Annotated in this window: 13 protein-coding genes and 1 pseudogene; 4 read left to right on the top strand and 10 right to left on the bottom strand. The window is 55.0% G+C overall.

Going from position 1 to position 13,725, the window contains the following annotated elements; translation table 11 throughout:
• Window positions 1-181: 181 nt before the first annotated feature.
• From ACWIZX_RS08185 to ACWIZX_RS08145, 9 genes are all read right to left on the bottom strand, one after another.
• Window positions 182-616 (bottom strand): type II toxin-antitoxin system VapC family toxin, encoded by a 435-nt coding sequence (locus tag ACWIZX_RS08185; RefSeq protein WP_322792444.1) that lies wholly within the window; start codon window positions 614-616, stop codon window positions 182-184.
• Window positions 598-882 (bottom strand): ribbon-helix-helix domain-containing protein, encoded by a 285-nt coding sequence (locus ACWIZX_RS08180; protein ID WP_448335426.1) that lies wholly within the window; start codon window positions 880-882, stop codon window positions 598-600. The genes ACWIZX_RS08185 and ACWIZX_RS08180 overlap by 19 nt, the downstream gene beginning before the upstream one ends.
• Window positions 883-1,069: 187 nt before the next feature.
• Window positions 1,070-1,354, bottom strand: coding sequence for a ferredoxin family protein (locus tag ACWIZX_RS08175; protein WP_448335425.1), 285 nt, complete (start codon window positions 1,352-1,354; stop codon window positions 1,070-1,072).
• Window positions 1,351-2,640: an FAD-dependent oxidoreductase gene (locus ACWIZX_RS08170; protein WP_448335424.1), complete on the bottom strand. Its 1,290-nt coding sequence runs from the start codon at window positions 2,638-2,640 to the stop codon at window positions 1,351-1,353. The genes ACWIZX_RS08175 and ACWIZX_RS08170 overlap by 4 nt, the downstream gene beginning before the upstream one ends.
• A 10-nt stretch (window positions 2,641-2,650) precedes the next feature.
• Window positions 2,651-3,601, bottom strand: coding sequence for an electron transfer flavoprotein subunit alpha/FixB family protein (locus ACWIZX_RS08165; RefSeq protein WP_322791804.1), 951 nt, complete (start codon window positions 3,599-3,601; stop codon window positions 2,651-2,653).
• 14 nt (window positions 3,602-3,615) lie between these two features.
• Entirely contained in the window at window positions 3,616-4,392 is a 777-nt protein-coding gene (gene fixA, locus ACWIZX_RS08160; RefSeq protein WP_448335423.1) for a putative electron transfer flavoprotein FixA, read from the bottom strand.
• A 113-nt stretch (window positions 4,393-4,505) separates the two neighbouring features.
• Entirely contained in the window at window positions 4,506-5,291 is a 786-nt protein-coding gene (locus tag ACWIZX_RS08155) for an enoyl-CoA hydratase/isomerase family protein (RefSeq protein ID WP_448335422.1), read from the bottom strand.
• Window positions 5,292-5,348: 57 nt separating this feature from the next.
• Window positions 5,349-6,572 carry a CoA transferase gene (locus tag ACWIZX_RS08150; protein ID WP_448335421.1) on the bottom strand — a complete coding sequence of 408 codons (1,224 nt, stop codon included), beginning with the start codon at window positions 6,570-6,572 and terminating at the stop codon, window positions 5,349-5,351.
• A gap of 56 nt (window positions 6,573-6,628) precedes the next feature.
• Window positions 6,629-7,780: an acyl-CoA dehydrogenase family protein gene (locus ACWIZX_RS08145; protein WP_322791808.1), complete on the bottom strand. Its 1,152-nt coding sequence runs from the start codon at window positions 7,778-7,780 to the stop codon at window positions 6,629-6,631.
• A 555-nt stretch (window positions 7,781-8,335) separates the two neighbouring features.
• Here ACWIZX_RS08145 and ACWIZX_RS08140 point away from each other — a divergent pair.
• A complete protein-coding gene (locus ACWIZX_RS08140; protein WP_448335420.1) occupies window positions 8,336-9,766 on the top strand; it encodes a plasmid pRiA4b ORF-3 family protein in 1,431 nt (476 codons plus the stop codon).
• Entirely contained in the window at window positions 9,763-10,875 is a 1,113-nt protein-coding gene (locus tag ACWIZX_RS08135; RefSeq protein ID WP_448335419.1) for a hypothetical protein, read from the top strand. The genes ACWIZX_RS08140 and ACWIZX_RS08135 overlap by 4 nt, the downstream gene beginning before the upstream one ends.
• 122 nt (window positions 10,876-10,997) lie before the next feature.
• Here the strand turns inward: ACWIZX_RS08135 and ACWIZX_RS08130 are convergent, their stop codons facing one another.
• Window positions 10,998-12,761, bottom strand: a complete 1,764-nt coding sequence (locus tag ACWIZX_RS08130; protein WP_448335418.1) for a WD40 repeat domain-containing protein — start codon at window positions 12,759-12,761, stop codon at window positions 10,998-11,000.
• Between the two features lie 28 nt (window positions 12,762-12,789).
• Between ACWIZX_RS08130 and ACWIZX_RS08125 the strand changes: the two genes are divergently transcribed.
• On the top strand, window positions 12,790-13,008 hold the full coding sequence (locus tag ACWIZX_RS08125) for a hypothetical protein (RefSeq protein WP_448335417.1): 219 nt from the start codon (window positions 12,790-12,792) through the stop codon (window positions 13,006-13,008).
• Between the two features lie 324 nt (window positions 13,009-13,332).
• Window positions 13,333-13,725, top strand: a pseudogene (locus tag ACWIZX_RS08120) (type ISP restriction/modification enzyme); the annotation flags it as partial.

The raw sequence follows: 13,725 nt of genomic DNA, 5'->3' as shown, positions 1-13,725 counted from the left end.
CTTGCTGGGCGGGCTGCTCTTTTTGCTGCCGCCGCTGGCGGTTTTGCTGGCCTACCGCCTCAACCGCCCGGCCGGGCAGGGGGAGTGAGGGCAGAGGTTTTATTGCACCCCCGCCGGGGAAAGGAGATACCCCAAAAGGATATTACCCCCAGTGTAATTACCCACGTGACTTTCTAAAGCCTCACATTTCCCCAATCCAGTGCGCCCAGGGGATGCCCTGATCTCTCAGCGCATGAACCAGCCGCTGGTCGGCGCTCCACAACTCCGCGTTCAACTGTTCTGCCAGAGCCACATACTGGGCATCATAGGCTTTACTCTGTCCCAACCGCGCTGCCCAGCGCAGGGCGGATTGCATCAATTTTGGCTCTGCCGGATACCGCTTGATATCCAGGTTCAGGATTTCTTCCAGTCCGCCGAAGGTTTGTTCTTCTGTCAGGGCTTTTTGCTGCCACAACCTTCGCAGTCCGCTGACCACTTCGTAATCCCACAAGCCGGGCACCAGCATGGGTGTCCCGTTGTAAATCCAGCCCTCAATCAACCGCCGAAAGGCATCCGAAAAGGGCATTTGGCGCACCAGTCCAATGGCAAGGTTTGCGTCTATGACCACTGACGCCATACATCCTCTATCTCGGCGTCCCTTTCCTGGCGAGCCTCATTGACCGGATCGCCTTCATACACGCCAAATTTTGCAGTTGATTCGCGAATTTGGTCCAACTTACGTAAAGCCTGAACCGATTGTTCTCGCTCTTTTCGCTCGAGTTCAGAAAAGTACTCATCCAGAATCTGACGAACAATCTCGGAAATGCTTTTACCTTGACGGTACGCCATTTCTCTCAACCGTCGGTCATTATCTTCATCCAGGATCAATTGACTGCGTTTCATCCTATACCTCCATGTTTAGAATAACGCAATTACACAATGATGTCAAGCCACAATGACACAATAATGGGATAAATAATTTATCCCAATATAATAAAAGTTATCTTGGGTATAAAATCGCAGTCCGGCTGCAGGTTCCCCCTCTCGCCACCGCAGCCCGATGTGTACCGGGCTGCGGTGGCCCTGACACTTACCCAAAGCGGTATACAATCCCAAAACCGCCGCGCGGGTATTCCCACACCAGCGCCTGCTCCGGGCAGGCCGCCTTGCAGGTGCCGCATTCCACACAGCCAGCCCAGTCGGCAATGATTTTGCCGTCCTGTTCGCTGTACACCCCCGCCGGGCAAACATACAGACAGGCTTTGGTTTTGCACAACCGGCTGCACAATTCGTGGTTCACTTCAATATGCGGATGCCCCTCGTCCAGTTCGTACTTGTTGACCGCCAGTTTTTCGGTGATCGTCATCCGTTTCATAGACTGCGCGCTCCTTTCCAGCCGTCCTTTGCCACATCCAGCACCGAGATGCCCGATTCCTTCAGGCTTTGCAGCGCCAGCGTGTACAAATGGGCTTTGGGCTGCCCCTCATGCTGATAAATAGCCGTCATCACCCGAGCCAGAAGTTCAGGATAGGCGGTATACAGGCGTTTGTTCTTCATGAAAGCCGGCGCGCCGGCATAGGTGCGCATATCTTTCAGCACGAATGATTCTTCCAGCAGTTGAACGTAACGGCGCATGGCTTCCGCACCGAAATCGCCTTTGGCCTTCGCTTCCAGCACGGTTTGAGCGGCCAGCATGCCAGAAGCAATTGCCAGATCCATGCCGCGCACCACAAACCCGTTGTTGACCGACAAACCGGCGGCATCGCCAGTCACCAGCAGGCCCGCCATGCTCAATTTGGGCAGCATCGCCAGCCCGCCTTCCGGCACCAGATGCGCGCCGTATTCCAGCAGCTTGCCGCCGCGCACCAGCGGCTCGATGCACGGGTGAGCCAGAAAGTCATCCATGACCTCGGCGGGTTTGATGCCGTGTTCGATCACCTCATCCAGGTGCATGACCACACCGATGGAAATGCTCTCGCGGTTGGTATAAAGAAAGCCGCCGCCAGCAATCCCGCGGGTGGCATACCCCACCAGACCGTAGGCAGCACCTTCGTCGCCGCTCAGGTTGAAACGTTCCTCGATCGTTTCGCGCGGCAAGCCGATCAATTCCTTCACCCCCACCGCCAGATGAGCCGGGTCGAAGCGCGGACGCAAACCGAGCTGCTCGGCGAGGAAAGAATTGGCGCCGTCCGCCAGGATGACCACATCCGACCGCATTTCATCTTCTCCGGCCAGAATGCCAACCGCCCTGCCCTCCTCCACCAGCACCCGCTCTACCTTGATGCCGGTCACCAGCATGACGCCGGCCTCTTCGCACCGATCCGCCAGCCAGCGGTCAAACTTACCGCGCAATACCGAATAGGCGTTGTGGCTTTCGGCAAAACGCGGATTGCGGAAATCTATGTTGAAGGCGGTTTGCTCACTGAGGAAAGTCACCACCTCGCGGGTAATGGCTCGTTCCACCGGCGCTTCCTGCCAGTATTCGGGAATCAACTGCTCCAGCACGCGCCCGTACAACACCCCGCCGCTCAGGTTTTTGGAGCCGGCATACGGGCCACGTTCCACCAGCACCACTTCCAGCCCTTCGCGTGCCAGGCTCAGCGCTGCCGCGCAGCCCGCCAGCCCGCCGCCAACGATGATGACATCAACCTTATCCTCCATACCCGCCCCCTTACCGGCGTGCCTGCAAGGCGCGGATCAGCGCCGGGACGATCTGGTACAAATCGCCGACGATGCCGTAATCGGCCTGCTGGAAGATGGGGGCTTCTTCGTCTTTATTGATGGCCGCCACCACCCGCGATTCGGTAATGCCGACGGTGTGCTGCACCTGACCGGAAACCCCGATGCCCAGATACAAATCCGGTTTGATGAACGCGCCGGAAACGCCAATGTAGCGTTCGCGCGGCAGCCAGTCCAGGCCCTCGCACAGCGGACGGGTGGCGCCGACTTCAGCGCCCAGCAGCTGCGCCAGTTCAAACATCATTTGCAGGTCTTCCTGCTTTTGCACGCCGCGCCCCGGGCAGACCACCTTTTTTGCCGCCGCCAGATTGACCGAAGCAGGCGGTTTGGGTTTGCGCTCGCGCAGCACCCAGCGGCTTTGAGGCTGGACGAAGCTCAGAGCCACCACCTCGCCCGTCGCTTCGGCACTGGCAGGCAGGGCTTCAAACAAACCCAGCCCCAGCGTGGCAATCAACGGTTCAGCGAGCGTTCTTTCCACCCGCACGGCTCCCCCTCCCAAAATCAGGTGGGTGGCTTCAATTTGACCGTCCCGGACGGCAAATTTTTTCACGTCCGTGACCACCGAGCGGTGCAGGACTGCCGCCAGACGTCCGGCCAGGGCCTTGCCGCTCCAGGTCGCACCGATTAACACGGCTGCCGGTTGATATTGCTGCACTGCCTGTACCAGGCTGGGCAGAAAATCCTCCAATGTGTATTCGGCGGTCTCGCTGAGGCGATACACTTTATCGGCGCCCTGCCGGAAAGCCGCTTCGCTCCGTCCGGCAGCGCCGATCACCAGCGCGGCAGTCGTACCGCCCAGACCCTCCGCTAAAAAGCGGGCAGCCCCCAGCAGTTCCGCCTGCAGCGATTCCTTTTCACTCAACACCCAGATTTCTTTCGTCATTCTGCCCCTCCTTCCTATAATACGCCTTCTTTGCTGAGGTAATTCAACAACTGCTGAACGACCTGATCGGGTTCGCCGCTGAGTTTGATGCGCTTGCGTTCGACCTGATCGGGCGGGCGCACCGCCAGCACCTCACTGGAGCGCAGCGCGTGCACATTCAGCCCCAAATCAGCCAGTGACCACTCTGTCACCGGCTTTTTGCCGGCTTTGAGGATTTCCTTCATGCTCGGCAGGCGCGGCTGGCAGATGTCGGTTGTGACGGCCAGCGCCGCCGGCAATGAGGTTTCCAGCACCTGTACATCTTCTTCTGTGCTACGTTCCACCACCAGCCGGCCGTTCTCTACACTCACCTTACTGACCGCATTGATCACCGGCACTCCCAGCAGTTCACCCACCTGAAGTCCAACCTGCTGGAAGTACAGATCGGCCGAACCCTCGCCAAACAGCACCAGATCGAATTCACCCATCTTGCGAATTGCGGCCGCCAGCACCTGCGCGGTTTGATGGGTATCGGCGGTCTGCATGGCTTCATCCACCACCAGCACCAGTTCATCCGGCCCGCGCGAGAGGACATCTTTTTTACCCTTGGAACTGGAGAGTTGCTGCGGGCCGGCGCTCAGCGCGGTCACCTTGCCGCCATGGGTTTCCACCAGCCGTACCGCCGTTTCAATTGCCATCAGGTCGTAATCGCTGATGATCCATTCTGCGCCTTCGAACGATATTTTCCCGTCGGGTTTAACCTGCATGTCCTCCGGATCGGGCACAAATTTATAACAAACGATAATGTTCATCACACCTCCTGAGAGATAACCTGATTTCTTAGGAATGAGAATGTCCACATCAGAGGCCGATCAGCGCTTCTGACATGGACGAGGCAACCGTAGAACGCAACAGCCGCGCCGGTTTATTGACCGCGAAAGACCGGTTTACGTTTTTCAACGAAAGCGGCGACGCCCTCTTTGAAGTCCTCGCTCTGCATGATGATTTCCAGGCCGAGCGCTTCCAGGTCGTAAAACTGTTCCAGAGAAAGACCCCAGCCGCGGTCAATGAACGTCTTGATCATGGCATGGGCTTTCGTCGGGCCTTCGGCCAGCTTGCGGGCAAATTCCATCGAAGCCGGCAGCAACTCTTCCGGCGGGAAAAGCCGCTGGGCGATTCCCAGCCGGTACATCTCGGCGGCGTCAATGATTTCGGCGGTGAAGCACAATTCTTTGGCTTTGTACGGGCCGACCACCCGCGCCAGCAGCCACAGGTTGCCGCAGTCCGGCAGCATACCGATGTTGGTGTAGATTTCCGAAAAGCGCGCCTTGTCCGAGGCGTAGATCACATCGCAGGCCAGGGCTACCCCTGCCCCGCCACCGGCGGCGATGCCGTTCAGCGCGCAGATGACCGGCTTTTCAAGGCCCTGAATGGCCATAATGGTCTTGCCCAGCGTGCGACCGGCGGTATAGTCCAGCTGTAATTTACCTTCCAGCATGTCGTTCAGGTCGCCGCCGGCGCAGAAGGCTCTTCCTGCTCCGGTTAATACAACGGTGCCAACTTCTCTGTCTATGCGCAGTTCTTCAAAAACCGAACGCAGTTCAGCCAGCATCTTCATGCTCAACGCATTCAATTTCTCCGGACGGTTCAGCGTGACCAGTGCAACACGCTGTTCTACGCTAACCTGCAAGGTTTCATAAGCGTATGTCATAAGCCCTCTCAAAAGGCGGGGATGGCTCGTTACAGCCACCCCCGCATTCCCTTCAAATTAGTGACAGCCTTCGCCGGCTTTCAGCACTCCCTTTTCATAGAACTGGTCAATTTCCTCATCCGTGTAGCCCAGTTCGCGCAGGATGTCGGCGTTATCCATGCCGTAGAGCGGTGCGCCGCGCCAGATTTTGCTGGGGTTGCGCTTGAAGCGCGGCATGGTGTTGACACCCTTGACCTTGCCGTACTGCGGGTCTTCCCATTCGGTAAAGACATGCCGCGCCTGGTAATGCGGGTTCTTCTCCGCCATGGCCACATTGAGGATGATGCTGCACGGCACCTCGGCTTCGAGGAAGAGCTTGTCCACTTCCTCGGCGGTGTGCTCATCGCAGAACTTCTGAATGGCAGCATCCAGTTTTTCGCCGGCGGGTGTGCCGCGCAGTGCCAGCTGAATGCCGGCGGGGAAGTCCGGGTCACCGGTCAAACCGAGCAGCGGCAAGCCGCGCTTCATCGGGCCGGCGCCGACCAGTCCGATAAACACGTAGTTATCGTCTTTGCACTTGTAGGCGCTGTAACCGGCAAATTTGGGATCGGCATTGCCGAAGCGCGGCAGCACCACCCCATCCTGGAAGTAAGTCATCGGGTAGTGCAGTTGAATCTTCATCATCATCTCGAACTGGGCAATGTCCACGCTTTCGCCCTTGCCGGTTTTTTGCACGTTGATATAAGCCGCCAGGGCCGCCCAGCAGGCATTCAGGGCGGTGACGTAATCACAGGTGTAGGGGACGGCGCGCATGGGCGGGTTGGGTTCCGGCATACCGTTGATGAACATGTAACCGCCAAACGCCTGACCGATGGCATCGTAAGACGCGCGGGAAACGTACTGCGGATCGCCTTCCTGCCCAAAACCGGAAACGTGAATGATGACCAGTTTGGGGTTGTGCTCCCACAGGTATTCATCGGTCAGACCCCACTTCTGGTAGGTGCCGCCTTTGGAGGATTCCATCCAGATGTCTGCCCAGCGGATTAATTTCAGGAAAATCTCGCGCCCTTCCGGCGAAGGGATGTTGAGCGCCATTGCCAGTTCGTTGCGGTGTTCCTGATTCCAGGCATATTTAATTGCCCGGCAGGTATCGGGTGCCAGGGTGCTTTCAACATGGATGACGGTCGCGCCGGCCTCAGCCATTAACATGGCAGCGTAGGGCTGCGCCACGACGGTACCCGTGCTGAGCACCTTTAACCCGGAAAGCTGTCCAAATTGGGGAATGTCTTTCGTGCTGGCCATGATTGTTCAAACTCCTTTCATAGATAAGAGAATAGATTTGGAATTGACCTGGAAAATTATTTGGCGTATTTCTTCAACAACTGCGGGCCGGCAATGTTGTACATGATCTCATCCGTGCCGCCGCCTATCCGCATGACGCGCACATCCCGCCACAGGCGCTGGACGCGATGAGCCATCATATAACCCAGCCCGCCCATGATCTGCATGGCATCGTCAATGACCTCAAAGGCCGAGCGGGTGATGTACAACTTCGCCATGGCGTGTTCGTGGCGCACCGGCAGGCCGTTGTCCATCATCCACGCCACTTTGTAGCAGTAGTTCTTCATGTTTTCGATCTTGATCGCCATGTCGGTGATCTTTTCCTGAATCATCTGGAAGCGGCCGATGGGCTGGCCGAACTGCACCCGCTGATTGGCATACACGGCGGCATCTTCAAAGGCCGCTTCAGCCGCACCAATGCAGGCTGCCGAAAGCACAATCCGCTCGATCTCGAAGTTGGCCATCAGCTGCATCCAGCCGTTGTTCAGCTGCCCGACCAGCGCATCCTTGGGCAGACGCACATTGTCAATGAACACCTCACAGGTTGGCACCGACCACCAGCCGACTTTGGGCAGCGGGTTGATGCGCACACCCGGCGCATCGGTCGGCAGCAGGAACATGGACATGCCCTTGTAAGGGTTTTCGATTTGCGGGTCGCGGGTCATCAGCAAGATGTATTTGGCGATATTGGAGATGGTGCAGTAAATCTTCTGCCCGTTGATGACCCACTCGTCACCTTCGAGCACGGCGCGGGTTTTCAGCCCGGCAGCATCCGAGCCGGCCTGCGGCTCGCTGATGCCGAGCGCTACCGGCGGGTCGCCGCGGCAGATGCCGCCCAGCACGCGCTGTTTTTGCTCTTCTGAACCGAATTGTTCAATATCGCGGATGGTGATGACACCCAAACCGTAGATGACGCCGAGCGGGAAGGCGTATTTGCCCAGCGTTTCGGCTACCAGCGTTTGGGTGAGCACATCCGCCGGAGTGCCGCCGTAGGCCTCGCCGATTCCCAGGCCGAGGAAGCCGTTATCTGCCAGAGCCTGCCACGGTTTCCACGGGAATTCGTGCTTTTCGTCCAGCTCGGCAATCAGACTTTCCGGCGCCTCGCGCTGGAGCAGCTCGGTCAGGCTGTTCAACAATAGTTCTTGTTCTTCGGTAAGCTTAAAGTCCATGGTTTTTTGATCCTTTCTAAATGGAGATGGAATTTAGGGTGAAGTTTGGGTGGTAAGAACAAAGCCGCTGTCCGTCAACGACTGGTCAGCGGCTTTGAAAAACAACACACCTGAGAACAGCGGCAGATGATTCAAAGGAATAAAGCAATGCACCCTCCGGTGCATCTTCCGCCAAATCCACTACCCGGTAGAAGGCAACACGAACCCCTCCCCTCCCCAAGAGGGGTTTGCAATCAATCCTGAAAAAACGCTACCTCACCTACACAGGCGGGGGAGAATGGTTAAGAAGATGCAGAATGTTGTCTTTATCGTAATACACCCCCCTGACAGATGCTAGTATGCTTAATCATAATAAATTTATGACAGGATTAACTATTTTATAGGACACAAATCCGATGCGAAATGTCATGAATTGGCTATGCGCAATATAATACTGCCAGCTCGCCCGTCATTTCCCGTTTATTTCTGCCTGCCTTAAAACTTCTCACAACTTTTCATACATCCAGTCATTGAATATAATTTAGATATTCTAAGTTAACTCAAGGAAGTATCCCCATGTCCAATCCATCCGCCCCAATTTATCAAATCAAGGTTTCCCTCAATCACATCCGCCCGCCGATCTGGCGGCGCTTTCTGGTAGCGGGAGATACCACCCTATCCGATCTGCATGACATCCTGCAAATTGTGATGGGCTGGGAAAACTCCCACCTGCACGATTTTATTATAGATGAAATGATTTACCACAATTCGGAGGATTTGGAATTCGCATTCAACGAAGACGAATTCCCTAGCGAAAGTCATACTACCCTGAGCGCGGTGATTAAGCGTGAAAAGCAGCGATTTACCTACCGGTATGACTTTGGCGACAGCTGGGAACACACGCTTGTGGTAGAAAAGATTCTTCCACCCCAGCAAGATTTCCGTTATCCCATCTGCTTGAAAGGCGCGCGCGCCTGCCCTCCAGAAGATGTCGGCGGGGTGTGGGGCTATCAATACTTCCTGGACGCAATAAGTGACCCCGATCATCCCGAGCATGAGGATTATCTGGAATGGATTGGCGGGGAATTCGACCCCGAAGCCTTTGACTTGAATAGCGTGAATAACCTGCTGCGCAGAGTGTTTAACCTGAAAATTTTAGATGGAAGACTTCCCATCTTCACGGATGAGGACGATCTTCTGAAAATTAAGTATGATCTGGATTCAGCCTGGTCAAAAACGCTGCCCGAGGAGCAGCGGCGGATTGCAGAAGAACTCCCCCTGCGCCGCGATGTGGTTGTTCTGCTTAACTACCTGCGAGACAACAAGGTGACCGGTACCAAAACCACCGGCAATTTCCCGTTGAAGGCCGTGCGTGAAATCTGCGCGCAGATGGTCAATCCGCCCCCAATGGAAGAGAATATCGCAGGATTTATAACCCGCGTTCGCAGCGAAAGCGATGTTCAGCCGCTTGTCTTTCGGCACATTCTGGCAGCCACCGGCGGTCTGATCAGCGGCGGGCCTGGCCAGCGTTGGAAATTAACCCCGCTCGGCGAGCGTTTCCTCGCTGCGGATGCAGCCGCGCAGGTCTTTTTCCTGACGGCCACCTGGTGGACGCGCACCAACTGGGCGGTTGCTTCCCGATCAGCTGCTAGATTTGGTTATCTTTTATTCGGCTTTTCAAAAACCGTTCTCAAAGAACTGCTGCAGCTGCCTGTTGCAGAACCACTGCCGTTCAAACCCTTTGCCGAGCGGCTGTTAGGAGTGAGCGCGCCGCCTGCGGACACTTCAGCCATTCCAGATGTGGAAGTTCCTGACTTTTTCTTCTATCGCCTTATCCAATCCGTTGTGATTGTGCCTTTGGCTCATTTTGGAATTCTGCACCCCGACGTGGATTTGTTTATGCAAGATCCCTTCGAAATTGTATTGGTTGAAAGCTTTCAAATTACACCCTTCGGCAGAGGGTTGCTGCAAACCGTCCATGATTTGATTGAGGCAGGCCAGCAGTGAGTGAATACCAGTATCACGAGTGGCAGGCAGTTGACCGCCTGCTGACCCCCGAAGAACAGTCCGCCGTCAACGGTCTTTCCAGCCACATTGACGTCACCGCAAACCGGGCGGTGGTTACCTATCACTGGAGCGACTTCCGCCACGATCCCAAGCAGGTTTTGCTCAAGTATTTTGACGCTTACTTTTACTGGGCAAACTGGGGCAGGCTGCGGTTGATGTTCCGCTTCCCGAAAGGCCTGCTGGAAGAGAACGACATTTCCCCCTATCTGCTGGACGAATATATCACTCTTGAAACGATGGAAGATCACCAGATACTCGATTTGGATTTTTACCCGCCGGATGGGGGGTGGTGGACGGAAGACGAAGCCATCCTTTCGCACTTCATTCACCTGCGGTCTGATTTGCTGGCGGGCGACTACCGCCTGCTTTATCTGGCCTGGCTGAGAGCGGTGACGATTGATCGAAGTATTTTCAGGGCTGAGACCCTTGAACCGCCCGTCCCAGCGGATTTGAAGCAGTTAAACTCTTCTCTGCGGAACTTCATTCGTTTCTTTGGACTTGACATCTTTCTGGTTCAGGCTGCTGCCGAAGCCAGCCCTGATCGGAAAGAGGCCGAGTCGCTAGATTACCGCAAACCGATTGAACGATTGTCCCGCGCAGAATGCAACGAGTTCCTGGTACGTCTGGCAGAGGGCGATCCCAGCGCAGGGCCGGCGCTGCGCAAGCGGCTGGCTGGGTTTTTCCCCACCGAACGCCCCCATCCATCAGAACGGCGTACCCTTCAGCAGCTGCTGAAGCGTGCCAAAGAGTTGGAAATTGCCGAGAAGAAACGCCAGGCGGCAGAAGCCCGCCGAAAGCACATCGCCGATATGCAGTCTCTGGCAGAGCGCGAGGGAGAAGTCTGGCAGCAGGTCGAGTCACTGCTGGAAAATGGGCGCAGAATCGCCTCGGTTTATGATGAAGCAACGGCATTACTGGAAAAGCTGCAGCAGTTGTCGGAATTCCAAAACACGCAGGCGGTTTTTCGGGCACGGCTGCGTCAACTGGCGCAGAAGTTTGCTTCCCGCCCGGCCTTGATCGGCCGCTGGGAAAGCCGCGGCTGGGTGTAACCGGGCAGGGACGTAACAAAACAACTTCAACACAAAGGCACAACCTTTATTTTCAAACCGCCTCCCCCAATCTTAATTTGGTGAGATTGGGGGAGGTGCAGAAGGGGACAGACACGGCAGGATTACGGAATCCCCCACAGCCGAACGGTTCCATCCGCTGACGCCGAAGCCAGCAATTGCCCATCCGGCGAGAAGGCAACGCTCATTACATCACCTCTATGTACTTCTAATGTATTTAGCAGGGTGCCGTCCGCAACGCGCCAAAGCCGTATGGTTTTGTCATCCGAACCTGAAGCCAGAATCTGCCCATCCGGTGAAAAGACAACGCAGTTTATCAGACTTGTGTGCCCTTTGAGGGTTTGGATTAGTGTGCCATCTGAAACCCGCCACAACTGTATCGTTCCATCTTCTGACCCCGAAGCCAGAATCTGTCCGTCCGGCGAAAAGGCAACGCTATAGATTTTCTTATGCCCAGACAAGGTACTTTCTAATTTCTTGCCGGACATGTGCCAAAGCCGAACGGTTTTATCTGCCGAACCAGAGGCAATAGTGCGGCCGTCCGGAGAGAAAGTTACACTCATCACACTTCCAGTGTGATCAACAAGAGAGTACAATCTATCGCCATCTGAAACACGCCATATTTTAATGTATCCATCATAATCTGCTGTAGCCAAATAATTTCCATTTGGTGAAAAGGCTATGTTGAATACAGTGGAATTTACATTCAGGGTTTTTCGAAAAGCGCCGTCTGAACCTCGCCATAGACGCACTGTACCGTCTCCTGACCCCGAAGCCAGAGTATCCCCGCTGGGCGAGAAGGCAACGCTCAAAACATACTTTGTGTGTCCCTCTAAGATTCTTAATACCGTCCCATCAACGACTTGCCATATCCACACCCTTTTGTCATACGAACCGGCTGCGAGTACCTTCCCGTCCGCCAAAAAAGTTAGACTCAACATACTATCTGCGTGACCCTCAAGAGTATTTATCAGAATACCATCTGAAACTTGCCAAAACCGAATCGCATTATCCCAACCACCTGTAACCAAGGTCTTGCCGTCAGGTGAGAATGTTATAGCCCAAACCAGAAATTTGTGTCCCTCAAGAGTACGAATCAGCGATCCATCTGAAACCCGCCACAACCGAACTATTCCATCTCGCGAGCCCGCAGCCATGAATTCCCCATCTGGCGAAAAAGCAACACCATATCCATCCCATTCTCCATTTGTTGTTGATGAGTGTAACAATGTGCCATCTGCAACGCGCCAAACTTTTATAGATGCATCTTGTGATCCGGAGGCCAGAAACTGCCCATCCGGTGAGAAAGTTACGCTTCGCACTGGATATTTGTGTCCCTCGAGAATACGGATTAACCTCCCGTCATTGGCAGCCCACATACGCACAGTTTTGTCCCTTGATCCCGAAGCCAGAGTCTCTCCATCTGGTGAGAAAGCCACACTCCACACAATATCTGTGTGCCCTTTTAAAGTTTTCAACAATGTACCGTCATTCGTTGCCCAAAGCCGAACGGTTTTGTCCGCTGATGCCGAAGCCATCACCTCTCCATCTGGCGAGAAAGCCACGTGCCGAACAATATTTGTGTGGCCACTTAAGGTTTGCAGTAATGTGCTGTCAGATATCCGCCACAACTGCACCATACCGTCTAGTAATCCCGCAGCCAGCACTTTTCCATCCGGCGAAAAGGCCACACTGCCGGGTTTGGAATCAATAAACTTCACTTCTTCCAAACTCTGCGCATCGTACAAATAAATTCCCATTGACGAAGCTACCGCCAGGAGTTTTCCATCGGGCGAGAGAGCTATCCCCGACAACTTGCCTTTGCCCCAGCGCGCCAGCTGCTCAACTTGTTCGGCATTATCTGGCAAAATGGGCTGCTTGGGCTGTGGATACGGCGTGCCGGCCAGCACCGGCAGTGGAAGCGGGGTCGGCGTTGGGGTAGGCATGGGTGTAAAGGTCGGAGAGGGAATTGCTGTGGGCGATGGTGTGAAGGTGGGCAGCGGTGTTTGGGTGGGAGCAGTTGCTGTCGGCGAGGCTGGTATTTCGGGGGCGCTGGTGTTGCACCCAGCAGCCAGCAAAGCTACGGTCAGCAACACGCTTACCAGCCATCCTTGAACACGGCGACAATGGATTTCTACCTGCGACAGGCGGAACAATTTTTTCTGGAAAGACATTTCATACCTCCATAAAATCCGGGGAATCAAAACGTAAGCCGTTCCGGTTTCATCCTTGTAACAACACAAAAGACGCTTTGCGCTTTGGTTATATAAAGATCACCTGGTCACCCCCTTCTTCCAAATCTTCAGAATTTAACCGCACTACCTTTTTTGTTGCAGCCGGCGCTTCTTCCTTGAAGATTCTTACCCAAGAGGATCGGATGGTATGTAAAAAGTAATAATTCAATTATAACAAAATTCAGATTTTTTCAAAAATTTTGCTGTTTGCATCTCAAAGGCTTTCTTGAAGTTGAAAACGATCAAATGGCAAACGACAACTGCTGACCGATGTCTGCTCGGCCGCCGGCTGATTGACCTGCACCTGCTGCGTTCCCCCGGCGAAGGCGCTGCCGTCAAATACCAGGGCAAGGGCAGCGACCTGATCGAAAAAGTACGCTACGACCCCAACTCCGGGCGGGTGCAGATCAACGCCGAAAAGTACTTTGAAGGCATCACCCCCCAGATGTGGGCCTACCGCATCGGCGGTTATGCCGTGCTGGAAAAATACCTCAAAGACCGCAAAGGCCGCCGTTTGGATGACCCGCTGCGCTACATCCGCATCGCCGCCGCCATAGCCGAGACCATCCGCATCCAGCAGGAGATTGACGGTCTGTAC

It is taken from the genome of Bellilinea sp., assembly GCF_053501535.1.
Note: the sequence above shows the minus strand (reverse complement) of the source record. Positions and strands in the feature narration are given on the sequence as shown.